This is a genomic window from Nocardiopsis moroccensis (assembly GCF_055763695.1).
Genome location: NZ_CP199747.1, coordinates 951791 through 976668, shown reverse-complemented (window position 1 = coordinate 976668; position 24878 = coordinate 951791). Strand labels below are relative to the sequence as shown.

11 protein-coding genes are annotated in these 24878 nt (G+C 68.8%); 6 read left to right on the top strand and 5 right to left on the bottom strand.

Features of this window, described 5'->3' with window-relative positions; genetic code table 11:
- Positions 1-111 precede the first annotated feature (111 nt).
- The 4 genes from ACUKCB_RS04000 to ACUKCB_RS03985 all read right to left on the bottom strand — a co-directional run bounded on the left by ACUKCB_RS04000 (position 112) and on the right by ACUKCB_RS03985 (position 8759).
- Positions 112-3282 (bottom strand): type I restriction endonuclease subunit R, encoded by a 3171-nt coding sequence (locus ACUKCB_RS04000; protein ID WP_473039097.1) that lies wholly within the window; start codon positions 3280-3282, stop codon positions 112-114.
- A complete protein-coding gene (locus tag ACUKCB_RS03995) occupies positions 3279-4484 on the bottom strand; it encodes a restriction endonuclease subunit S (protein WP_473040915.1) in 1206 nt (401 codons plus the stop codon). Before ACUKCB_RS03995 ends, ACUKCB_RS04000 begins: the two co-directional genes overlap by 4 nt.
- Before the next feature lie 32 nt (positions 4485-4516).
- Positions 4517-6526: a type I restriction-modification system subunit M gene (locus ACUKCB_RS03990; RefSeq protein ID WP_473039096.1), complete on the bottom strand. Its 2010-nt coding sequence runs from the start codon at positions 6524-6526 to the stop codon at positions 4517-4519.
- 67 nt (positions 6527-6593) lie between these two features.
- Positions 6594-8759, bottom strand: a complete 2166-nt coding sequence (locus ACUKCB_RS03985; protein WP_473039095.1) for an N-6 DNA methylase — start codon at positions 8757-8759, stop codon at positions 6594-6596.
- A 132-nt stretch (positions 8760-8891) separates the two neighbouring features.
- Between ACUKCB_RS03985 and ACUKCB_RS03980 the strand changes: the two genes are divergently transcribed.
- Both ACUKCB_RS03980 and ACUKCB_RS03975 read left to right on the top strand, forming a co-directional pair.
- Positions 8892-12308 (top strand): hypothetical protein, encoded by a 3417-nt coding sequence (locus ACUKCB_RS03980; protein WP_473039094.1) that lies wholly within the window; start codon positions 8892-8894, stop codon positions 12306-12308.
- The gene (locus ACUKCB_RS03975) at positions 12305-16999 is read left to right on the top strand and encodes a DEAD/DEAH box helicase (protein ID WP_473039093.1); all 4695 of its coding nucleotides are present in this window, start codon (positions 12305-12307) and stop codon (positions 16997-16999) included. The genes ACUKCB_RS03980 and ACUKCB_RS03975 overlap by 4 nt, the downstream gene beginning before the upstream one ends.
- Before the next feature lie 89 nt (positions 17000-17088).
- On the opposite strand, the gene ACUKCB_RS03970 is transcribed toward ACUKCB_RS03975, so the two are convergent.
- A complete protein-coding gene (locus tag ACUKCB_RS03970; protein WP_473039092.1) occupies positions 17089-17250 on the bottom strand; it encodes a hypothetical protein in 162 nt (53 codons plus the stop codon).
- Between the two features lie 1300 nt (positions 17251-18550).
- Here ACUKCB_RS03970 and ACUKCB_RS03965 point away from each other — a divergent pair.
- From ACUKCB_RS03965 to ACUKCB_RS03950, 4 genes are all read left to right on the top strand, one after another.
- The gene (locus ACUKCB_RS03965) at positions 18551-20857 is read left to right on the top strand and encodes an AAA family ATPase (RefSeq protein ID WP_473039091.1); all 2307 of its coding nucleotides are present in this window, start codon (positions 18551-18553) and stop codon (positions 20855-20857) included.
- A gap of 527 nt (positions 20858-21384) precedes the next feature.
- The gene (locus tag ACUKCB_RS03960; protein WP_473039090.1) at positions 21385-21654 is read left to right on the top strand and encodes a hypothetical protein; all 270 of its coding nucleotides are present in this window, start codon (positions 21385-21387) and stop codon (positions 21652-21654) included.
- Complete coding sequence (locus ACUKCB_RS03955; protein WP_473039089.1) at positions 21647-22258, top strand: DUF6879 family protein; 612 nt, start codon at positions 21647-21649, stop codon at positions 22256-22258. Before ACUKCB_RS03960 ends, ACUKCB_RS03955 begins: the two co-directional genes overlap by 8 nt.
- Complete coding sequence (locus ACUKCB_RS03950) at positions 22248-24668, top strand: ATP-binding protein (protein WP_473039088.1); 2421 nt, start codon at positions 22248-22250, stop codon at positions 24666-24668. Before ACUKCB_RS03955 ends, ACUKCB_RS03950 begins: the two co-directional genes overlap by 11 nt.
- The last annotated feature ends 210 nt before the right edge of the window (positions 24669-24878 follow it).

Here is a 24878-nt window from a genome sequence, read left to right as displayed (position 1 = left end):
GCGCCGTCAGCGGTCGCTGGCCTTCCCGGGAACAGGGTCATCGCGATTCGGCCCCGCCTGCTGGTTCGAAGCAGGCGGGGCCGAACACTTCGCAGATCGGGCGGGCGGGGCTCAGACGGTGCTGAGGCCGTTGCGCTGGCGCAGCAACCGGTAGGCAGCCCGGCTCATGGCCCGGTTGATGGAGCTCTGGAAGTCCTGCTCACCGAAGTAGCGCTCGGTGAACTCGACCCCGCTCTCGTACCGCTCCATCACGGCGTCCTTCATCGCCGGTTCGAACGCGTGCCGGAAGGCGCCCTCATCGTTGTTGACGGCGGCCATCTCCACGTCGGGCTGGGCCATGACCGTCTGAAAGCGCTCCTCCATCATGAGCCGGTCGGCCTCGCTGAGCTCGTGGCCGAAGTGCTCGTTGAAGACCTCGATGATCTCCGACAACAGCTCCTTCTTCGCCTCGTGGGCACCGCCCGCACCATCGGAGAAGCCGGGCAGCTCCTGGTCTCCCTCCGCCTGGAGCCGCAGATCGTCCTCCGCCTTGCGGAACAGCTTCAGGTGGCTGAGGTCCACCTCCCCGAGGTCCACCCCGCCGTCCTTGCGCGCGGGCAGCATCCGCAGCAGGAAACGGCCATAGAGGTAGAGGCGCTCCAGATCGGCGTCGGGGTAACGCATCACCTGGGACAGGAAGGCGTACTTGGTGACGTAGTCGTTCAGGTCTGCCCGGAACAGGTCGGCGTCGTCCCGGTCCGCCTCGTCCTCGCTGTTCTGCAACGCGGCGAAGCGTTCCACGGCCGTACCGGTGAACCGGGTGAGCTCGGGGTGGTTGCGCAGGTCGTCGGCCCCGGGGTCGGCGTCGAGCCGGTGGAAGGCGTCGGCGAAGCCCTGGAGCTCCTCCTTGACCAACACGTTCACACCATGCATGACCCGGTGGGCGATGGTGTGCAGGATGTCGGGGTCGGCTTCGGCCGTGACCGCCTGCTCGTAGTAGGGCAGGAAGGAGGCCTTGATGTCCTCGCCGTCGTTGACGAAGTCCAGCACCCGCAGGTCGCTCTGCGACTTGAGGGGGTGCGTGCGGTTGAGCCGGGACAGGGTCTGCACGGCGGCCACACCCTTGAGCGACTTCTCCACGAACATGGTGGTCAACAGAGGCTGGTCGAAGCCGGTCTGGTACTTGTCCGCCACGATGAGCAGCCGGTACTCCTTGCCGTTGCGCGCGACGGCTGCCGGGTCGTCGGCGCGGGTGGCGGCGAAGCGCTTGGGCAGCTCGCTCTCGGAGAAGCGGTTGAGCGAGGCCTCTGTGACCTCCTCGCCCGCCTTGTTCTTGAGCTTGCCGGAGAAGGCCACCAGGGCGCCGGGGTCAGGTGCTCCGCTGTCCTTGAGGTAGCTGTCCACAGCCTCGTACAGGCGCAGGGCGGCCTCGCGGGAGCGGGTGACCACCATGGCCTTGGCCCTACCTCCCATCTGCTTGCGGGTGACGGCGTTGAAGTTCTCCACGATGGTCTCGGCGTGCTGGGCGAGCGTGGAGTCGTGCAGCAGCGCGAACCGGGCCAGCTCCGACTTGGCCTTGCCGGCGTCCACCTCGGGGTCGTCGGTGTTGCCGTTGAGCAACCGGTACTGGGTGCCGTAGGTGATGTAGCTGCGCAGCGGGTCGAGGATGAAGCCCTCCTCGATGGCCTGGCGCATGGAGTAGGTGTGGAAGGGCTCGTACTTGTCGGTGGCCTCGTTGCGGACGCCGAACAGGTTGAGGGTCTTGTGCTTGGGGGTGGCGGTGAAGGCGAAGTAGGACAGGTTGGCGCTGCGGCCCCGGAAGGCCGCCGACTCGCGCAGGGCGTCCTCGGTGGACTTGGGGGCGGCCTCGGCGGCGGTCTCTTCCGTGTCGTCGTCGGTGTCCAGGCCCAGGTCACGCAGGGCCTTCTTCACGTCCTTGGCCGCCTCGCCGCTCTGGGAGGAGTGCGCCTCGTCCACGACGATCGCGAACCGGCCGCCGCGGATCTCGGTGGGCTCGCGCCGCAGGTAGTCCAGCAGGGCGGGGAAGGTCTGGAGGGTGACGACGATGATGCGCTTGGAGGAGGTGGACAGCGCCTCGGCGAGCTGGGAGGACTTGGAGCCGCCCTTGCCGCCGATCCGCCCCACCAGACCTTCGACCTGGGAGAAGTCGCCCACGGTCTCCTGGAGCTGGCGGTCCAGGACCGAACGGTCGGTGATGATGACGGTCTTGTCGAAGACGGGGGTGTTGGGTTCCAGCCCCTTGGCCACGGCGGCCGGGTCCATCAGGGCGGGGTCCGCGGGGGTGTGCAGGGAGGACAGGCGGTGGGCGAGCCAGGCGATGGTGTTGGACTTGCCGGACCCAGCCGAGTGCATGACCAGGTAGTTGTGCCCGGCGCCGTGGCGGGCGGCGTGGTCGACCAGGCTGCGCACGGCGTGCCACTGGTGGTAGCGGGGGAAGATGACGGTCTCGCGCCTGCGGCCCTTGTCGTCCTTGTCGCGCTTGACGTGGACGAAGCGCTCCAGCAGGTCGAGCCAGTTGTCGGGGTCCCAGACCTGTTCCCACAGGTAGGAGGTGCGGTAGTCGCTCTGGTCGGGTGAGGGGGGCGGGTTTCCCGCGCCGCCGGTGCGGCCGGGCCCCTCGGAGCCGGTGTTGAAGGGCAGGAAGCGGGTGCTCTTGCCCGCGAGCTTGGTGGTGAGGAAGACCAGCTCGGGGTCGACGGCGAAGTGCGCCAGGGTGCGCTTGGTGAAGAGCAGTTCGCGCGGGTCGCGATCACGGGCGTACTGGTGCTTGGCGTCGTTGACGTTCTGCCCGGTGAGGGGGTTCTTGAGCTCGGCGGTGGCGACGGGGAGACCGTTGACGAACAGCACCAGGTCCAGGGAGCGACCCTGGTCGCCGTCCTTGGCGGCGTAGCGCAACTGCCGGGTGACGGTGAGCCGGTTGGCCTCGTACTCGGCAAGGGCATTCTCAGCGATGGTGTGCGAGGGCTTGAAGTAGGCGAGTCGGAACTTCAGGCCCTCGGTGGTGACACCTTGGCGCAGAACGTGCAGGGTGCCCTCGGTGTCGATGCGCTTGGCCAGGGTCTTGGCAAAGGTGGCCTGGGCCTTGTCGCGGGAGCCGCCGCAACGGGTGACGAGTTCCTCGAAGACATCGGCCTGGGTCGCCCCGAGGAAGACGAACAGCTCCGAGGTGTCCAGGGCGAGTGCGGGATCGTAGTGGTGGTTGGCGCCCTGGGACCAGCCTCGCTCCAGCATGGAGGAGACGATGTGGTCCTCGAAGGTTCTCTCGTCGTAGACGGGGCTCATGACACATCAGCTCCTCGCGCGGTGGTGACGTCGATCTGCCCGGTGACGGCCGCCGTGATCAGGGCACGCTTGCGTTCTTCCAGGAGGTCAACTTGCCTCTCTGCAAACACCTTCATCTGATCAGCAAACACGCGGCTCTCTTCGAGCTTCTCCGAGACACTCACCTGCTCAGCCAGTGGAGCATTCGGAATCGGCCAGGCCTTGATCTCCTCAGACTTTAGGTTGACCATTGATTGGGAAGTCCCATGCGAAGCCATAGCACAAATCCCTCGAATGCGACTCCCACTGGCAACAAAAACAAGAAATCGAGGATCAATCCCTTCGGATATAGATACGCGGAATATCTTGTCGGAGAGGAGAAGCCTTTCTCGCACCCGAGGCACCAGAGCAGCCGAACCGACCAAGGATGGCGTATTGGCTCGCGTGACCAGAAAATCCCCTTCTCGAATCTCATAGCGAGCCATGCTTTTGGGATTTTCCGGGTAGAGCTTATTTTCTCCCGACCTAAATATCCCTAGCTTCACAGAGCTGACCTTAAGAACCCCCCAAGCACCTTCGGGAGCAGGGCAGTTGTCGCATTGCGGGCTCGACCCCTGCTCCACTTTACCAATGAAACGCCTAAAAGGCAAAACTCCGTATTTCCTGGAAAGCCCGTCCACCTCTAGATCAATCAAAGCCTGATGTCGCTGTACAGAGACATCAGAAACACGGATCCTTCGATCACGAATTCCATCCAGGTGGGCCACTTCAGCATCGAGAAAATCAGCAATTCGCCGCTGCTCCCGAGCGCCAGGAACCGAGACTGGAAGGTTCGCATATCGCTCTGCATTAAAATTCTGAATCGTTGAAGAGACAGCGTCAGAACGAATCAACCCCTGAAATGGAATTGACATGCAGGCGTAGTTCAGAAAACGTGGGTCCACGCCATCCGCTGGGCGAAACCGAACTAGGTAGCCAGCAAAAGTCGAATTTCGCACCCCCTCGGGAACCAAGAGCGATCTTCCCAAGGTTCCACTCCGAGAAAGAAGAATATCTCCTGGCTGAAGTCGATGACGCCGCTCCAACGGGACATCAACGTATACAGGCTCTACGTCGCTCCGCAACCCTCCATATTTATCAATGTCAGATGTCCGAATTAGGCGGGGCCCGAAATCGGAATAGCTATCCGATGCTATATTCAGACCATACTGCCCTGAATCCACGCACACATACTTGAGCCGCGTTGATACCCAGGTCACTTGGTCACCTCTCCCAGGAGTCGCTGGATCTCGGCCTCAAGCTCCTTGAGCTCCGCATCGATCTCCTCCAGCGGCCTTGGTGACGTGTACACGTAGAAGTGCCGCGTGAAGGGAATCTCGTAGCCGATCTTCGTTTTCGTGTGATCCACCCAGGCCTCGGGCAAGTGCGGCAGGACTTCCCGCTCCATGTAGGCGTCGATATCCTCGTCCAGCGGAATGTTCTCGAAGTCGCGCAAATCGGGGTCTGGTTCCGGCTCGTTTTTCTTCTTCTGTACTTCACCCTCAGGTTCGCGTATCGACACCGCGTTCCACACGGCCTTCATCACCGGAGTCGGCGGCTTGGAGACGCCTCCCTCAGCAAATGCCTTCTGCATCCGGTCGGCGAAATCGGTCCTCTTGAAGCACGGCTCACCGCCCAACAGCGACCTCAGCGCATCGATCAGCTCCGTCTTCTGTTCGTACTTGACGGTGGTCTTGCTCTTATCCAACGCGGCGGCCAATTCCACCAACGTCTCCTCAGTGACCTCGAAGCGCAGCTTCAACGGCCGCTCCACGGTGATGCGCTGGTAGCCGAAGTCCTCGTTGCGGAACACCTTCACCTTGCCGTACAGCGGGTGCTCGGGGTCCTCGGCAACCCCTAGGGCGTCCGCGTACAGCCGGGTCAGCTCGGCGATCTGCTCCTTGCCGATCTCCTTGCGCTTCTCCCCCAGGGATTTGCGCATCTTGGTCCAGTGCTCACGTGCGTCGATCAGTTTGACCTTGCCCTCATGGGCCCGGTCCTTGCGGTTCGTCAGCACCCAGAAGTAGGTGGAGATACCGGTGTTGTAGAACAACTGGTCGGGCAGGGCGACGATCGCCTCCAGCCAGTCGTTCTCCAGGATCCACCGGCGGATCTCGGACTCGCCGGACCCGGCCGCGCCGGTGAACAGCGGGGAGCCGTTGAAGACGATGGCGATACGGCTGCCGCCCCTCTTCTCCCCCTCTTCGTCGAGCTTGACCGGCTTCATCTTGGAGATCATGTGCTGGAGGAACAGCAGCGAACCGTCGTTGATGCGCGGCAGCCCGGCTTCGAAGCGGCCCGAGGAGCCCAGCTCGTGCTCGGCCTCGACCTCGTCCTTGACCTTCTTCCACTCCACACCGAACGGCGGGTTGGCCAGCATGTAGTCGAACTTGCCGTAGCGGTGCCGGTCGTCGCTGAAGGAGTTGCCGAACCGGATGTTCTCGGGGCTCTGGCCCTTGATCATCAGGTCGGACCGGCAGATCGCCCATGACTCGGGGTTGAGCTCCTGGCCGAACACCATCGCCTTGGCGTCGGGGTTGAGCGCCCTGATGTGGTCGTGCATCTCGGTGAGCATGCCGCCGGTCCCGCAGGCCGGGTCCAGGATCTCCTTGATGACGCCGGGCCCGCGCAGGGAGTCCTCGTCGGGGGCCAGCAGCAGGTTGGCCATCAGCTTGATGACCTCCCTGGGAGTGAAGTGCTCACCGGCGGTCTCGTTGGAGATCTCGGAGAACTTGCGGATGAGCTCCTCGAACACGTAGCCCATCTGCACGTTGGAGACCCGCTCCGGGCTCAGGTCCAGATCGGCGAACTTGCCCACCACCTGGTAGAGCAGACCGCTGTTGTCCAACTTCCGGATCTGGTTGGGGAACTCGTACTTCTCCAGCACCTCGTATGCGTTGTTAGAGAAGGCGTTGATGAAGTGGCCGAGGTTGTTGGCCGCCTGGGAGGGGTCGGCCGCGATGCGCTCGAAGGTGAGCGGGCTGGTGTTGTAGAAGCTGCGGCCGGACGCCTTGAGCAGGAACTCGTGGTGGACCGGCTTGTCCTTCCACTTCTCGTGGGCGGCCAGCACCTCCTTCTTCTTGGGCTCCAGGACGCAGTCCAGGCGGCGCAGCACGACGAACGGGAGGATCGCCTTGCCGTACTCGGACTGCTTGTAGTCACCACGAAGCAGGTCGGCGACCGACCAGATGAAGCTCACCAGCTCCTGATGGGTACTCGAATTCACCGAAGTCCTTCCGAAGGGGTGTGCGGCGCAGAGGTTTCGCAGCGGGGTCGGTTCAAGTCTGTCTGATTCACGGGATGTCCGTGACCTCTTCCGTGGCCGGCACGGCAGCCGGGGGCGGCGGTGCCAGCAGGCCCGCCCGCAGCCCGCTGGTGAGCCACTCGCCCAGCTCCCCGGCGGCCTCGCGGGCGCGGTCGAGCCGGGTTCGGAACTCGTGCAGTTCCCGGAACGCGGCGCCGTAACGGCGCTGCTCCGCCAACGGCAGCAGGGGCACGCCCAGTCGCCGCAGGTCCACCCGGACGATGGTCGAGCCGAGTCCGGCCCGGCGCAGGTTGTCCTCGTCCTCCAGGAACCCGGCCAGGAACCAGGGGTCGATGTGCGCGGGGTCGGGTCTGAGCAGGTGCAGGTTGGCGCCCAGCACGGATCCGGCATCGGTGTCGGAGACCACCCGGGACCGGGACGGGCCGCGCCTGGCCAGGGCCGAGGGGACGACCACGTCACCGGGCCTGACCTCCACCCGCTCCCGCGTCCGCTCCCCGTGCTCGGGATCGGGCTCGGCGGCCAGACGTGCGCTCGGCTGTCCGCCGCCCAGGACGTCGGAGAGGGTCAGTACCCGGGGACCGACCCCGTCGCCCTGTTCCTCCGCAGGGGAAGGGCCCGCCCCGGAGGACGGTGCCCGGTGCAGTACCAGGGCCCCGGAACGGGCGAGGTCGGCGACGGTGGTCATCCGCCACTCCCCCGCCTCCCGTGTGCTCCACCCCTCCCCGGGCACGGAGGAGCGGGTGTCCTCCAGGGCGCGCAGGAGTCTTCGCCGCGCCTCGCCCGCCCATCTGTGCGCTTCCTGACCGCTCACCTCGGGAGCGGCCACGGGCAGGTGGCGCTGCGGGGTCAGGTCCACGCTGTCGTCCATCAGCTCGATCGCGGGCACCGCCCGGCAGAACCCGGGCACGTCCTCGGTTCCGTCCGGCGCGTCGAGGAAGCCCTGCCAGGCCCGCACCGCGCTCCGGCGCAGCTCCTCCCACTCCACCGGCCGGCGCTCGCCTGCGTCACCGTCCCAACCGTTCGGGCCCTCCCGCTCGACACCGTCTCCGGTATCGGCGGCGGTGTCGACGAACAGCACCCGGGGCGCGGTCGGCGCCGCCGGGTCGGGCTGGTGCAGCACCCACAGGTGCAGTCCCACGTGCACGGGGGCGGCAGCGCCCACCGGTAGGGCGAGCACGGCGCGCAGGGCGCCCCGCCGCAGCAGTTCCCGGCGGACGCGCCGCCCCGAGGGGCGGGATGCGGCGGCCGGGGGCATGAGCACCACGGTCCGGCCGCCGGGGCGGGTGTGGGCCAGGCAGTGCTGGATCCAGGCCAGTTCGGATTCGGCGCGCGGCGGCACCCCGTAGACCCAGCGCTCGTCGTAGGCGAGCCGATCGGCCCCCCAGTCACGCTGGTTGAAGGGCGGGTTGCACAGCACCGCGTCGAAGTGCCGTCCGGGGAAGGCGTCAGCGGTCAACGAGTCTCCTCCGACCACCCCGCCGGGCACATCTCCGGCGGCCAGGGCCAGTCTGGCCCCTGCCATGCGCGCGGTGGAGGTCGCGAGCTCCTGGCCGTGGACCCCCGCCGCGCCCTCCAGCACGGCCGCGCGGAGCAGGGTGCCGCTGCCGCAGGCGGGGTCGAGCACCTCGGCGCCGCTCACCCCGGCCAGGTCGGCCATCAGCAGTGCCAGCGGCTCGGGTGTGACGTGCGCCTTGCCTCCCAGGGCGTCCAGGTAGGCCTCGTGCAGTTCCTCGGCGAGTTCCCGGGCCCGCTCGGGTGTCGGGGCACCGTCCCGGACGGCGCGGAGCAGATCCGCCCCCAGGGGGCTCACCGCCGCCTTTCCCCGCGCCGGTTCCGCGTCCTCCACCGCACCGGAAACCGCACCGGCCAGCGGGCCGTCGAGGGCGGTGCCGTCCCCGGAGAGAGCGAGCAGCGCCTCCTGTACGGCGGCGACCGTCTCCGCCAGGTCGCCGCCGGTCCCGACGTCCGCGCGGACCAGCTCCCAGAGCTGTTCGTACGGTGCGCGTTCGGGCAGGCGGCCGCTGTCGGCGAGCCACTCCTCCACCCCTGCGCGGTCGAAGAGGGCCCTGTTCCCGCTCCCCCCGACCGGCTGCGGAAAGTCCTCGTGGCGCCGACGCCAGTTACTGACCGTGGTCCGGCTCACCCGTGCGATCCGGGCAATGTCGGCCGCAGTGACCTGCGGTGACTCCGCCATCGAGGCCTCCTCTCGTCATGATGGAGACAGTACATCACACCAACGCACGGGTTGACAATGTTTTCATGCCTTCTCTAGATTGACTGCATCGGTGATGTTACCCAGCGCCAACGACACCCCCTGGAGTCGGCCATGTCCATGCCCCTTCCCCTGCCCTTCGAGCAGGAGGAGCCCCGGTCGGACCCCCGGAAGGTCACGCCCCGGCAACTGCTCGACATCCGGGAGAGCGAGTGGCGGCCCCGGCTGGAATCGGTCTCCCTCGTCTCCGAGGCCTCCCTCAACCAGCGCCAACTCGACCAGGCCGCCCAGGCCCTGGGGGCGGTGTTCTCCGCCCAGATGGACGTCTACCAGAGGTCGGGGCTGTCCCGGTGGCCCGCCGTCACCGCCGCCGTCACCGTCGGCGTCGCCACCAGCCGCTACTCCAGCGGCACCTTCTGGCCCCCGCTGTGGGAGACCGCCCGGGTCCCCGCGGCCCGCCAGGACAGCGGGGAGTGGGGCGACGACCTCCTCCGGTCCCTGGAGATCCTGGGAGCGGACACCTTCCCGGGCATGACCCAGAAGTACGTGGGCCCGATCCTGATGCACTCGGGCATCCCCACCTACTGCCTCGGCGACCTCTTCGACCTGCTGCTGCACCGGGCGGCCGTGGCCCCGGGCACCGACGCGCACGAACTCCACCAGTGGGCGATCGCGGGCCGGCACCGGATGAAGGACCTGGACATCCCGGCCCAGCGATTCCTCTCCTCCGGCGGGGACTACGCCCTGGAGACCATCGAACGGTGCACGCACCTGCTCGACTCGCTCCGCGAGGACCCCGACACCAGCGCCCGGGAGGCGGGACTGCCCGAGCGGTTCCAGCTGCCCGCCCTGGAGGCGCTGGAGCGCGCGGCCTCCCGCGGCGCCCTGCCCCAGCGCACGGCCGCCGACACCCCCCGTCCCCGCGCCATGCGGCCCCGGATCCGCCTGGACCCCTTCGTGCACGGCGTGCACGTCGTCCTGCCCACGGTCGGGGACGGCGACGACCTCGACGTCCTGTGGGAGGTCACCACCGACGACGGCACCCACACCGTGCGGGCCCGCCACCGCTGGGGCGCGGGCGCCGCCGAGCGGACCGTGTTCGCCCTGCCCCGACCCACCCGCGCCGTGAGCGTGGCCGCGCGGGGAACACGGGCACGCGAACAGCTGGACCTCATCGACCCCGACGACCCGCTCCTGGTCTTCGACGACTCAGGCGCCCTGGTGGGCGCGGGACAGGCCCTGCCGCCCGGACCCGTGTGGGTGCTGCACCCGAGTGCGCAACCGCTCGCCCGGGCCGAGTCCGCCGAGGACCTCGGGGAGCACGACGTGCCCTACGGATGGGAGGGGTGGACGCTGCTCCGCCTGCGCCTGCGCCGCGACGACTGGATACGCCTCGGCGACAGGCAGGAGGACGCCCGCCGCGTCCAGGGCCGCGAACGGCCCCGGCTGGAGCTCGTCGACCCGGTCACCGGAGTGACCACGGCGCACGGGGCCCCGGTCCACGCGCGGCGGCCGCACGTGGTGCTGCCCGAGGCGGAGGGCGCCCCGGTGCAGTGGCGGGTGGAGGTCCGCTCCGTGGAGGAGGGCCGCGTGCTGTCCCGGGTCCGGGCCGACTCCGGCACCCGGGTGCGGCTCTTCGAGGAGTACGACTCACCCGTCGTGGGGGCCTTCACCGTGCACGTGCGGGGGCCGCTGGGCCGTGGCCTGACCCGCCAGGTCACCCTCGCCGAGGGGTTGGCGGCACGGCACACGCCCGGGGTACGGGTACTGGAGGGGCGGGGCCTGGTCGGAGCCGAGAGCGTGCTCGACCCGATGGACGGTACCGAGGCGGAACCGTCCCGGATCTCCTTCGGACCGGCGGAGACCGCCCGCCAGGCGGTAATGCGGTCGGGGACCTCGGTGCTGCCGGTCGTGGTCGAACCCCCGCACCTGCGGGTCCTGGCCACCGGCGAGCGGGGGCCGCAGTGGCGGGCCGAACCGCTGCGGATCGACTCCGAGTCCGTGCCCGGTACGGGGGACCTGCTCCTCCGGGTGCCCGAGGGCGGGGCGCGCCCCGGTGAACTGTGCGTGATGCAGGGGGAGGAGATCGTCCAGCGGGTGCGGGCCGGTGCCACCCTCGGCCCCGGCACCCACCGCTACTCCCTCGGCCAGATCGTGGAGACGGCCCTGGCCCGGCGCCACCTCAAACTGGTCGTCGGGTACGGCACGGCAGCGGTCCCCGTGGCCCTCGTGCGGCCCCGGCGGCTGGCCGCCGGAGCCGGACTGCGCGACGGTGCCATCGAGTTCGACGGCTTCGCCGGGATCGGGGACGTCACCGCCGCCGTGTACGCGGACGGTGCGCCCTGGCGACCGCCCGTGGTGCTGCCGGTCAGCGCCGAGGGCCGCGCGATCCTCCCGGAGGAACTCCGCGAAGCGGGGGGACTGCGCGTCCTGCTGAGCATCGAGGACCCGTGGTCGATCAGCGAACACCCGCGCTGGCCCCAGCCCCGGGACCCCAACGTCCTGGTCTGCGCGGCCCCGGGGCGGCCACGGGGCTCCGACGCCGACGAGGAACTGCTGTGCGCCGCCTTCACCGAAGGCGAGGGGCTGGACGCGCTCCCGGTCTCCCACGACAACGCGGTACGCCTGTGGCGGGTACTGGGGACCTCCGAACCCCTGCTCCGATCGGGTGTGCCCGCGGCGCGGATCGAGGCCTGCGCCACCGCCCTGGGCCGCGCGCCGCTGCCGGCGCTGCTGGCCCACGGCAGGGCCGAACTGTCGGCGCGGGAGAGCGTGTGGGCGCTGATCACCGGAGGACTCGCGGCCGCCCCCGTCGGCCAGCGCGTCCCCGCCAAGCGCGCGGCCGAGCTGTGGCACCGGCTCCCCGCCGCGGCGGCGCTGGCCACCAGCGACCTGCTGCCCCTGATCGGCGCGGAGCCCGACGAGCCCGATCACGCGGAGCTCCTGGAGCAGCTGGAAGAACACTGCGGGCCCGTGGCGGCCGCCCTGCTCCGGGGCGAGGCGGACCCCGCCGCCGGTTCCGGCCGCTTCGACGCCACCACCGAACTCCTGGCCCGGATGCCCGACGAACAGGTCACCGCGATCTGGCAGGCCGCGCGCGTGGTACCGCGCGCCCTGTTGGACGAGGACTCGCGCACGCAGGCGGCCCTGGGCCTGTTCACCGAACGCAACCGGTCCGAGCTCTACCAGCTGCGCAGCAGGGCCTCCGACATCACCACGGCCGCCCTCCACCTGGTCAAACAGATCCCCGAGACCTATCGGCGCCCAGCGCTGGCCCTGTTGGAGTCCCGCCACGCCCCGGGGGCGTCCCGGTGGCGCAACCTGCCCGCCGCCTCACTCGCCCTGGCCGTGGCGGCGCGGCTGGCCGCCCGCGGCGTGGCTCCGTGCGCCTCACTCGCGCACGGCCAACAGCGGGTCTGGGGAGACCTGGCCCGCTGCGCCCCCGACCTCGTCCGTATCGACATCGTCCTGGCCGAACTCGCCCTCGCCGGGGCCGAACGCGCCCACTTCGCCAAGGAGCACAGCCGATGACCTCCCAGATCGACCCCATCGACGTGAGCGCGATGATCAGCGACGGCTACCGCCGCTACCTGCGCTCACTGCTACCGGTGCGCGACCCGGCAGTGGCCGGGGCGCTCTCGGCGCAGATCGACGGGAGCGAACTGCTCAGCAAGGGCCCCCTGCTGGAGGCCACCCCCGCCTACGAGACCGGCCGCACACCGCGCGAACTCATCGCCGAGGGGGTGCTCTCCGCCGGATTCAACTCGCCCGCCGGACCGGCCGTCCACCTGGACCGCCCGCTGTACACCCACCAGGAGGAGGCGATCCGCAAAGCCCGCCGGGGGCGCAACCTGGTGGTGGCCACCGGAACCGGGTCAGGCAAGACCGAGAGCTTCCTGCTGCCCGTCCTCAACGAACTCCAGGAGGAGCACGAACGCGGCGAACTGGGGCCGGGGGTGCGGGCCATCCTGCTCTACCCGATGAACGCGCTCGCCAACGACCAGCTCAAACGGCTACGGGAGAGCCTGCTGGCGCACAGCCCGCACATCACCTTCGGCCGCTACACCGGGGAGACCAAGGAGACCGAACGGCAGGCGCTGGACTCCTTCCGGGCCCTGCACCCCGGGCTGGAACCGCCGCCCAACGAATACCTCAGCCGCGAGCGCATGCGCAGGGAGCCCCCGCACCTGCTGCTCACCAACTACGCGATGCTGGAGTACCTGCTGCTGCGCCCCGCCGACCTGGACCTGTTCGAGGGCGAGCACGCCGGGCACTGGCGGTTCATCGCCCTGGACGAGGCACACGTGTACGACGGAGCCAAGGCCGCCGAACTGGCGATGCTGCTGCGCCGCCTGCGCGACCGCGTCGCCCCCGGACAGAACCTGCAGTGCATCGCCACCAGCGCGACCGTCGGTGACGACCCGGGCGCGGTCACCAGCTTCGCCGAGCGGCTCTTCGACGCGCCCTTCACCTGGGACGAGGGCGACCCCGAACAGCAGGACCTGATCCGCGCCACGCACCGGGACACCGTGCCCGACCTCACCTGGGGGCCGCTGTCCGCCCTCGACTACCGCACCATCCGCAACGACGACGACCCGGGCCGGGCGCTGCGGTCCGCCGCGTCCCGGCACGGCGCGGAGTCCCCCGATCCGTTCGCCCTCCTGGCCGGGGAGAAGCGCCTCCAGCACCTGCGTGTCCTGCTGGCCCGGGGCGGCCCGCGTCCCCTGGAGACCCTGGCCGAGGACCTGTTCTCGGCCGTCCCCGACACCACCGGGCCGGCCGGGGACCTGACCGCCGGGGACCGGTTGCGGGCCCTGGCCGACCTGGTGTCCCTGGCCAGCACGATCCGCGACTCCGGCGGCAACCCGCTGCTGTCCGCCCGCTACCACCTGTTCACCCGGGCCACCGACGGCGCCTTCACCTGCCTGACCGACGAGGGCCCGCACGTGTCGCTGGCCCGGCACGAGAACTGTGCGACCTGCACCGCGTCCGCCTTCGAGATCGGGGCCTGCAAACGCTGCGGCGACCTGTACCTGGTCGGCAGCATCGAGGCCGACGGGGCCGGCACCAGGCTGCTGCCGCAGAGCCCCCACCAGAAGGCCCCCGACTGGCTGCACCTGGGCAGCACGCCGATCACACTCGACGACGATGACGACACCCTGGAGACCGCCCCCAGGGTCAACCCGCAGACCCGCTACCTGTGCGCGGGCTGCGGCACGCTGTCGGACTCGCCGACCGGCGCGTGCGCGGTCTCCTGTGAACAGCGCTCCCTGCGCGAGGTCCGCCTGATCAGGGGCCGCGGCGACAAGGCCGCGCGCTGCCTGAGCTGCGGCGCGCTCGGCCGCCACACCCTGCGCCGTTTCGAGAGCGGCAACGAGGCCTCCGCCGCGGTCGTGGCGACCGCCCTGTACCAGGCGCTCCCCGAGGACGCCGACGACGAGGTGGCCGACCAGCCGGGAGGGGGACGCAAGCTCCTGATGTTCAACGACAGCCGCCAGTCGGCGGCGTTCTTCGCCCCCTACCTGGAGACCAGCTACCAGCTGTTCCAGCGCCGCCGCCTCATCCTGGACGGTGTGCGGGACATCCACGACCCCGACGACGAACTGCGTGTGGACGACCTGGTCGACGCCACCGCGCGGACGGCCAGGAACGCCGGCCAGTTCGGTCGGAAAGTCTCCAAACGCCAGCGCGCGACCACGGTCGCACCCTGGGTGATGAGCGAACTGGTCAGCACCGACGACCGGCAGTCGCTGGAGGGGCGGGGACTGCTGCGGGTCGGTCTGTCGCGGCCCGAGGGCACCCGACTGCCCAGCGCCTTCACCGACCGGCTCGGCCTGGCCGAGGACGAGGTCTGGGACCTGTTCGGGGAACTGGTACGCACCCTGCGCCAACAGGGCGCGCTGACCATGCCCGAGAACGTGGCCGCCGACGACGAGGTGTTCGCGCCGCGCCTGGGCCCCGTCTACGTGCGCCTGACCGGGTCCGACCGCGCGCGCAAGGTGATCAGCTGGCTGCCGACCTCGGGGCAGAACAGTCGGCTGAACTACCTCCGGAGACTCTTCGAACGGTTGGGGTTGCCCGAGGACCCCAAACTCCCGGCCCTGGTGCTGGAGAAGGTGTGGGAGCTGCTGCGCGGAACGCGCGACGGATGGCTCGTGCCGTCGGAGGTGCGGGTGCTCGGAACGGTCTTCCAGGTGGACCACGAGAGCCTGGAGCTGTCCCTGGTCACCCCGGAGACCGCTCCCCACCAGTGCGACAGCTGCCGCCGCCTGCACCCGGTGTCGGTGCGCGGCGTGTGCCCGACCATGAACTGCCCGGGGACCCTGCGCCCCTACGAGATCCCGGACCCCGACAAGGACACCGACCACTACCGGCACCTGTACCGGACGCTGAACCCGGTCCCGCTCTCCGCCCAGGAGCACACCGCGCAGTGGTCGGCGCGGGAGGCCGCCCGTATCCAACAGGATTTCGTCCGGGGCCGGGTGAACGCCCTGTCCTGCTCGACCACCTTCGAACTCGGCGTGGACGTGGGCGAACTCCAGTCGGTGTTCATGCGCAACATGCCGCCCACCACCGCCAACTACGTACAGCGGGCGGGCCGGGCCGGACGCCGGTCCGACTCAGCGGCCCTGGTGGTGACCTACGCGCAGCGCCGCTCCCACGACCTGTTCCGGTACCAGGAACCCGAGAAGATGATCGCCGGGCAGGTGCGCGCCCCCTACGTACCGCTCGCCAACGTACGCATCGACCGCAGGCACGCCCACTCGGTGGCGCTGGCCGCCTTCTTCCGGTACTGGTTCCAGGAGACCGGCGAGTCCTGGACGAAGGTCGGGCAGTTCTTCCTTCCCTCCGAGGAAGGGCCCGCCCCGGTCCAGCGGGTGGCGGAGTTCCTGTCCCCCGTGCCGGAACACGTCACCGAGGCGCTGCTGCGCATCCTCCCGCCGGAGATCACCGAAGCGATCGACGTGGTCGGCGGGGCCTGGGCCGAAGGACTCGCCGAACTCCTGGAGTCGTTGCGCCTGGAGGTGGACCAGGACGTGGCGGACTTCGAGCGCCGCCGGGTGGAGGCCTTCGAGGCCCGCAAGGACGGGCTGGCCGAACGCTTCGGCAAGACCATCAGGACGGTGGTGGAGCGTTCGCTCATCGGTTTCCTCGCCACCCGCAACGTGCTGCCCAAGTACGGCTTCCCTGTGGACACCGTGGAACTGCGCACCCACCACTCCGGCGAACCGGTGGGCAGGCACCTGGAACTGGCCCGGGACCGCAGCTCGGCCATCTACGAGTACGCGCCGGGCGGATCCATCATCGCGGGCGGCAAGAAGTGGACCTCGGCGGGCATCTACCGGCTCCCCGGCAGGGAACTGCACCCCCACCACTACCGGGTGTGCACCGAATGCGGCTTCTACGCCGAGTCCAAGGACCCTCTGGACGGCGTGTGCGGCTCCTGCGGCGCTCTCGCCCGGGGCGGGCGCACCAAGTACGTCATCCCGGAGTTCGGGTTCGTCGCCGACACCTCCGTGCAACCGGCGGGGACCACGCCGCCGCAGCGCTCCTGGCACGGCTTCACCAGCGTGCTCAGGCTCGCCGCCGACCCCGAGGACCACTCCTGGCCGTTGCCCGGCGGCGGTGAGGTCCTGTGCCGGGCGGGCAGCCGGGGCGAACTCGTGGCCATCTCGGACGGCCCGTCCGGGCAGGGGTACCGGATCTGCGGCTGGTGCGGCTGGGGCAGGGGAACGGCGACCGGGAAGGTGCCCGACGAGCACACCAACCCGATGAAGGGCACACCGTGCGCCGGACCGCTGTCCCACCTGTCGCTGGCGCACCGGTACGAGACCGACATCGTGGAGATCTCCTTCGGCGGCCGGCTGGACGTGGGGCGGGCCTCCGACCAGGTCCGCTACTCCCTGCTGTACTCGCTGCTCGAAGGCGCCTCCTCGGCGCTGGACATCAGCCGGGACGACATCGACGGAGCCACCTTCCGTAGGGCGGCGGGCACGATGGCGCTGGTGCTGTTCGACACGGTCCCCGGCGGTGCCGGAGGCGCGACCCGGATCGCGTCGGCGTTCCCCCGGGTCCTCGAAGCGGCACGCGCACGCGTCGGTTCCTGTGACTGCGGGGCGGAGACCTCCTGCTACGGCTGTCTGCGCAACTACCGCAACCAGCACTTCCACGACCGGTTGCGCCGTGACGCGGCGACCAGCGCCCTGGACGCCCTGCTCTGAGAGGCGACCGGCGCAGGCCGGACCAAATACGAGGGGCACCCGCCCCCGGGGCGGGTGGCAGGCCCGACCACCCGCCCCGGGCCGGAATGTCACTGCGAACCGGGGCGTTCGGTCTCCGGCGGGGCCGGGGCCGCCCGTGCGACTCCTGACGGCACGGGTGCCTCACTGGTACCGGCCCTGGACGCGTCAAGGTCGTCCGCGGTGTACAGGCGGGCCAGCAGACGGTGCACCACGGCGCGGGCATCGTCCATGCCGCTCCGCCCGCGCCAGGCCAGGATCAGCCCTCCGGCCGCGAAGGCGCGTTCAGCGGCGCGTGTGTCGCCCGGCCCCGTCGCGGGCGCCCTCCCAAGGGAGCCAAACGCTGAGAGATGGGGAATACCGGGCTACTGTTACGGCTGTCCGTACAGGGCTCCGTCTTCTCGGTTTTGCCCGGGCCTTCCCGTTCCCACCGGCCGGACACCGCTGGCCGCCTGGCGGCATGAAGCCCTAAAGACAGGTTTAGGTTTCCCTGCCGTGCCAGTTCCGAGAAGGCAAGGCGAGCGGATCATCCCCGGGGCCGCGTTCCACCCCACCGCTTCTTACGTCTCCGAGCAACTGGGAGCTGGGAAGCGCTCTTCACCTCTTCGAAGGCGGCCCTGAAACTCATACCTGTGGAAGTCTTGGCCTTCAGCGACCCCTTGGGCATCCTCAACGCCTCATTGCACACGTCCCGGGCTTTGACAGGCTGTTCGATCACCAATGACCGCGCACGGCTGAGCAGCTTGTGGAGTCTGTCCACATCCGCACCGAGTTTTCGTCCGGGAGACACCCTCGTCACTCGAACGGGGAACCTACGAGACGATCCACTCGCCCGCGGACCCGGTGGGGATGACGACAGGTCCCGAGAGCGATCCGGATCGATCTCCGCCGATCGGTCTCCCCCGACACTGGGCCGGGGGTCGTCGGTCCACCATCCGCTGCCGCTACGCCACGTCTTCTTCCTCGATTTGACCACCGGTTCCCGGCCTCTCCAAGTCGAACACCAAGCACGAGGATCCGAACCGCTCAGGCGCTCGGCCGGGTCCGCAGCAAGCTTTCGTCGCCGATCCAGAATTCCACAACCGGACCACCGGGGCCAGCCTGTATCAGACACGAATCGTCGAGAATAGCCACCAGAGCGCCGTCCCGCCCAGGACCCTCTCACCTGTCCAACCAGACATATAGCGATGTTTAATTCAAAACTGACAGAGAGGGCAGGGGCAGCCCGCGTCCACGACCGCACCCATGCGCGTGACCAGACTCCCCAGCGGGGTCAACGAGAGGTCCGCACACTCCACCAGCGATGCCCCGCCCGGGGGCGGACCTGTCGGTGTGACGTGCGCTCCCCGGGCACCGGAGCCGACCACAGCGTCGGTACCGACTCACCGTTCCGAAGCCGACGGAGGCCCCTCGCCCTGCCGAACGGGCCTCGCGCGGAAGCACCGCCAACAATCGGAGAACCACACCTGTCCCAGCAGGATCTCTGACACTCTGGTTTCTCCCCCGGCAAACGCGTCTTGCTAGGACATCTCTTTGATCAAGCGCATCACCCATGTCAAGGACTTCCGCTGTTACCAGGGTTGGCGGCAGCGTGACAACGCCATCGACTTCGCGAAACTCAACCTGATCTACGCCCCGAACGGAACGGGGAAGAGCACCTTCGCGGAGCTACTGAGCGGTGTCCCGGAGGACCAGGGGTGGTCGCACGGCATGAAAGCCAGGATCCAACCCGGTGAGGACCCCGCGCAAACAGAGAAGGTCGACGGTCCCGGGCACTTGATCTGGAACGACGTTCGGCTCTTCAACGCCGGGTACGTGCGACGCAACCTGCGCTTCGACGCCCATGACGACCAGGTCCCAGGCGCGGACGCACCCGCGCTGATGTACCTGGGTGAACCCACCATCGAGCAGAAGAGGCGCAGAGACGAGGCCCAGGCGGGGTGCGAGGAACTGGTACCGCGGCTGAAGCGCCTGGAGAAGAGCCGACGCTCGGTCGAGCGCCAACGGGAGCAGCTCTGCACCGACCTCGGGCGCAGGGCCAGCAACACGCTGGGGCCGATGAGCGACCGGTTCCACCGCGGTTTCAACAAGAGCCATGTCAAAGAGGCCCTGCGACAGCCGCGCACCGCCTCCTGGGAACTCGGGAGTACGAGGGAGCAGGACCAGAGTCTGCTCAGCGGTTCCTCCCCCGGGGAGGTCTCCCGGGTCAACAGCGGCGGGCTGTCCGCGAACGAGCTCCGGGACGAGGTCGTCTCCCTCCTACAGCACACGGTGGCCTCGCAGGTGCTCGATGAACTGCGGGGGCGGTCCGACCACGAGTCCTGGGTCCGGGAGGGCGTGTCACTGCACAGCGAACGCGGGACCTGTCTGTTCTGCGAAGGCAGGATCAGCGCCGAGCGCAGGCAGCGTCTGGACCGGCACTTCGACGAGGGGTACACCCGGCTGATGGCGGTGATCGGCTCCGCCGAACAGCAGGTGAGGCTGGTTCGCGGGCAGGCCGAGCGGTTCTCCAGCACGTTGCCGGACCGAGGGCTGTTCTTCGAGGACCTGCGCGAGGACTACGACACCGTGGCCAAGGAGGCCGAATCCGCCGTCACCACCTTCCTACAGGGCTTGGACCGGCTCGAACAGACGCTGGAACGGAAACGGGGAGCGATGTTCGCCCCGTTGGAACTGCCCTCCGACGCGTTTCCCGCAGCGGTCGACACCGTGGCTGTGAACCAGGTCATCGAGGAGCACAACCAGCGCACACAGGCGCTGGCGCTGCACCGGAAAGAGGCAGCCGACCGCGAGTTGCAGCGGATGCTGCGCGAGATCGTGGCCCCCTTCCAGCACTACCTGGAAGAAGAGGAGACGTTGGCGCGGGAGATCGGACAGTGCGCGGATCGTCTGCGAGAGCACCAGGCGGTGCTGAGTGAAGTGCCGGCGGAGGGTCAGGACCCCGAGTACTTCGTCGGCACACTGAACGAGGACATCCGCAGCCTGCTCCGACGCTCGGACCTCACTTTCGAACACCGGGAGGGGCGCTACCAGGTCCTGCGCCACAGCCGGCCCGCACACCACCTCAGCGAGGGTGAGAAGACCGCGATCGCACTCGTCTACTTCCTCCAGAGCCTGGAGGAGGATGGGCGCGACCTGGGCCGTTCCATCGTGGTGGTGGACGACCCCGTCTCCAGTCTGGACGAACAGCTCATGTTCGGCGTCTACGCGACGCTGATCAGCAGGCTGGACCCCGGGGCTGGCATGTGCCGCCAGCTCTTCGTACTCACGCACAACACCTCGTTCCTGAGGCACTGGACCAAGGACCTCCAGCGCAGGAACGCCTCCGCGACACTGCACCTGATGAAGACCGTGGGTTTCGGGGCCGAGCGCTCCCCTGCCCTGGACCCGGTGGACCCCCGGAAGAGCCGTGAGGCGGCGATCCTGGAAACGGAGTACCTCCTCCTCTTCCACAACCTCGCCTTCGGTCTCCTGGACTCGGTCGACGAGAGCTCCGTAGGAGCGGACCTGCGCCTGGTCACCTCCGCACCCAACGACGCACGCAAGCTGTTGGAGCACTTCCTGCAGTTCAGAGTGCCCAAGCAGGCTACCGACCTGACCAGCGCCATCAATCACGTGCTCGGCGGCCGGAGCGGCCTCGCCCGGGAAGTGCTCCGCTTCGTGCACAGCAGTTCCCACCGGGCCACGGACTCCGCCGGAAAACCGCTTCTGGACCCCGCCGTCCGCAGGGCGCTCACCGGGGTTTTCCACCTCGTCCGCACTGCCGACACCGCGCACTTCGAGGGTATGTGCCACCGGTTGGGCATCACCGACCGGATGGAGCAGCTGACCTCGCTGTAGCACCAGAGCAGGGACCAAGCCGCGCCCGGGCTGCCACCCCCCACGGCGGCACCGGGCGCGGTTCAGCGTGGGGAACACGTCCGGCGGCACCGGTCACGCACGTGCACGCGGAAGGCGACCGTCAGGATTCAGTCGCCCGACGACTGGTGGGCACCCTGAGGTGAAACAAGGGATTCCTGTCTCGGAACATGCCCCAGAAAACAGGACACGCGGGACCAAAGCCCCTTGAAAAATGGCACTTCTTTCCACAAAGAAGGCCATTTGCCTGATTAATTTTACGCAACAAACACCACTTGCGGACCACCTTGGGAACAGGCGATCGAATACTGCACCAAGAGACGCCTGGAGTGGTCTTGCACAGCAGTTTCACCACGAACCACCAGGCCAGTGGAAGCCCTGCCGCACCGAAGGAACAGACTTCTGACCCATCAGAACACAAGACTCACCGGATACGGAGAGCACCGCCGTGTTATTTTTTCTGAGAGCGTGCTCTCACCCCCCGATTCGAGCACGCGCGGAGGCCAGTGATGACACGCCCGTGGGAGGCAGATCCCGCAGCGGAACTGCGACGCAGGTTAGGAAAGTCCCCAGAGGATTTGGGCACCACCGATCACGTCGGCGGATGCCCCGATATCTGGGAACTCGACAACGGAGACATAGCGGTGATCGGACGCGACCTCACCGAGGTGTACACGGACCGGCTGCCCCGGGGCGCGGCCATCGCCCACGACGAGCGGCTGGTCATCCTGCCGCGTTCCACGGTACTCGCGGCGAAGGCGGACATTCCCGATGCTTGAGCAGATGCACAGCATGCCCGGGGAACGGCTGGCGCTACGCCCCTACCTGGAGGAGTTCGCCGAGCGGTTCTGGGCGGTGCGCAACGGGCCCGTCTGGAAGGTCGAACGGCAGCAGGACTTCGACCAGCCCGAGAGCGAGAGCTGGGTCGCCTTCTCCCAGGGCCGCGAGGAGGAGTCCCTCCGACTACTCGAAAGGAACCGCAGCAGCCTCCGAGGGCAGTTCTCCCGGATCGCGGCAGCGGGTTCGTCCGTACGGAGGGTTCGGGTCGTGGAGGAACCGCTCACCCGCTACCTGCACTGGGAGCTGCACTCGCTGCGGCTACGCGCCCAGTGCGGCGAACGCATCCGCGTCATCGGCCCCGAACGGGTCTCCCCGTTGGAGAACGAGCACCAGGTGCCCGAGATCGTCACCCTCGGCGACTCGGTGACCTACCGGATCCTCTACGACGAGCAGGGCGTGCTGGCAGGAGCCGTACGCTACACCGATCCCGAGATCAACGCCGGATGCCAGAGCGACATCGCCGCACTGTACAAGGGTGCCGAGGACCTGAACGCCTACTTCGACCGGGCGGTGGACCACGCGGGTGCGACCTGTGCCCGGTAGGGAACCCGACGAACACCGGCCGCGACCGGAGGAGAGCGTCCGCTCACGGATATCGGACGTCTCCGGTCGCGCCGTGCAGGCACGCGACGTCCACGGCGGCGTTCACTTCCACGGTCAGGACACCTCGTCCGGTCCGGTGCCCCGGCAGCTTCCCAGCGACGTTCCCGGTTTCGTCAACCGCACCGGTGAACTGGAGATACTCAGCCTCCACCTGTCCCACGAGGCGGGGCTGGACGAACGCGGGAGTGTACGCATCCACGTCATCGCCGGCACCGCCGGCGTGGGCAAGACCGCCCTGGCCCTGCACTGGGCACACCGTGCGCGCGAGCACTTCCCCGACGGCCAGCTCTATGTGGACCTCAGGGGCTACGGCCCGGGACTGCCCACCGGCCCCGACCAGGTCCTGGAGCGTTTCCTGCACGCACTCGGCGTTCCGGCGGACGCCATACCAACCGACACCGACAGCCGCACCACCCTGTACCGCTCGCTCCTGGCGGACCGCCGTGCGCTGATCATGCTGGACAACGCCGCCACGGCTTCCCAGGTCCGCCCCCTTCTTCCGGGGTCCTCGCAATGCACGGTCCTGGTAACCAGCCGCAGCCGCCTGTCCGGCCTGGTCGCCCGCGACGGAGCACAACGACTCACGGTGGGCACCCTGCAGATCGGGGAGGCGGTCGCGCTGCTGGAACTGGTGACCGGCCACTACCGCGGAGGCGACACGGAGGCCGATGTGGCCGAACTCGCCCACCTGTGCGGGTACCTCCCCCTGGCGCTGCGGATCGCCGCCGAACGCGCCGCGAGCCGGCCCCACATGCCACTGGCCGAACTCATCAGCGACCTGCGGGACGAGTCCGGGCTCTGGGAAGCCCTGGCCTCCGATGACGAGGAGGAGGCGGACGCGGTGCGCTCGGTCTTCGCGTGGTCCTACCGAGCCCTGCCCCGGGACTCGGCACGGCTGTTCCGTCTCCTCGCCCTGCACCCAGGCCCGGACTTCGACGTACGGGTCGCGGCCGTACTCAACGACAGCTCCCTGCGCCGTGTGCGCCAACCCCTGGACTCCCTCGTCGGCGCCCACCTCCTGGAGCAGACGGGCCCCGACCGCTACAAGTTCCACGATCTGCTCCGCTCCTACGCCCTGGACCAGGTGAGGACGGAGGAGAGCCCACAGGAGCGCAGACGGGCACTGGAAAACCTGGCGACCTGGTACCTGCGCACGGCCCACACCGCGGTCTCGGTGATGGGCACCCACCTACCGCTCCTGGAACTGCCCCACTTCTCGGACGATCGCGTCCCCTCGTTCAACGCCAACGGGGAGGCGGTCCGGTGGTACGAACAGGAGCGGTCCAACCTCCTCTCCGTCACGCAGGCCGCTGCCGAGGCGGAACTGCACACTCTGGCCTGGCAGCTGCCGGTGGTGCTGCGGCACGTGCACACCTTCCGTGCTCCGGCCCGGGAATGGACCAGCACGGCGCGCATCGGCCTGGAGTCCGCACGGCACGAGAGGGAACAGACGGCCGAGGCCGACCTGCTGGAGAGCCTGGGCATGGCCTGTGTCCAGGCGCAGCGCCCCGAGGAGGCGCTCCTGCACCACACACGGGCGTGGGAACTGAGGCGTGAGGTCGGCGACGTGCTCGCACAGGCGATGTCGCTGAACTCCATCGGCCTGACGCACCTGCGCGCCCGCCGGCTCGAAGAGGCGGCGGAACACTTCGAGCGCGCTCTGGCGCAGGTGCGCGGCCTCGGGGAGCAGGTCTGGGAGGGGATCGTCCTGGGCAACCTCGCCGCCACCGTCCTCGAACTGGGCAGGCCGGAACAGTGTGTCGAGTTCACCGACCTGGCCCTGGAGCTGCACCACAGGTCCGGCAACCAGATGAGCGCCTTCGCCTGCCTGACCACCCGGGGCAGGGCCTGGCAACTACTGGAGGAGCCGCAGGAGAACCTGCGCAGTGTGCAGGCAGCCCTCGACATCGCCCGGGAGCTGGCCAACCCCGTCCGGGAGGCCTACGCGCTCCTGGAGCTCGGTAGGGCCCAGACCCGGCTCGGTGACCTCGAGGAGGCCCTGGAGTCCTTCCACCGCGCTGCCTCCCTGCACAGGGGCATCGCCGACCGTGTGCGCGAAGCGGAGTCCTTCGAGGGTGTGGGAGAGGTCTACCGGGTCCTCGACCGCCCGGAGGAGGCCGCGAAGTTCCACCGGCAGGCGGTCGAGGGCTACCGCCGGGAGGGCCACCGTTGGCGTCTGGCGTCAGGGCTGCACCTCCTAGCGGAATCGGTACGGGCTTCGGGGGACACGGAACGGGCTCTCGGGTACTGGCAGGAGGCGTTGTCTTTGGCCTCGGAGTTCTCCGACCCCGGAGCGGCCCGTCTCCGTGAGGAGATCAGCACGCTGTCGGGGCTGACCTTCGATCCCTGAGGTGGCGTCGGCGGGATTCCCGTCCATGACCATGGTGTTGGCTTCTCCCCGTGCTTCCAGGGTCGAAGGTATCCACCGGTCGGAAGGTAAACGTCCCACGACGCCTCCCCCTGGGCCGCGTGACATGCCACTGACGGGGCAATACCCCCTCTGGACTGTTCGGGGGACCACACTGTACTGCGTTGACCGAGGTCGATTCAGGAGACTTCG

Excerpts from the sequence above, each read along its gene's own strand:
- ACUKCB_RS04000 (WP_473039097.1), bottom strand. The coding sequence starts at position 3,282 with ATGAGCCCCGTCTACGACGAGAGAACCTTCGAGGACCACATCGTCTCC.
- ACUKCB_RS03985 (WP_473039095.1), bottom strand. The coding sequence starts at position 8,759 with ATGGCGGAGTCACCGCAGGTCACTGCGGCCGACATTGCCCGGATCGCA.
- ACUKCB_RS03980 (WP_473039094.1), top strand. The coding sequence starts at position 8,892 with ATGTCCATGCCCCTTCCCCTGCCCTTCGAGCAGGAGGAGCCCCGGTCG.
- ACUKCB_RS03975 (WP_473039093.1), top strand. The coding sequence starts at position 12,305 with ATGACCTCCCAGATCGACCCCATCGACGTGAGCGCGATGATCAGCGAC.
- ACUKCB_RS03970 (WP_473039092.1), bottom strand. The coding sequence starts at position 17,250 with ATGGACGATGCCCGCGCCGTGGTGCACCGTCTGCTGGCCCGCCTGTAC.
- ACUKCB_RS03960 (WP_473039090.1), top strand. The coding sequence starts at position 21,385 with ATGACACGCCCGTGGGAGGCAGATCCCGCAGCGGAACTGCGACGCAGG.
- ACUKCB_RS03955 (WP_473039089.1), top strand. The coding sequence starts at position 21,647 with ATGCTTGAGCAGATGCACAGCATGCCCGGGGAACGGCTGGCGCTACGC.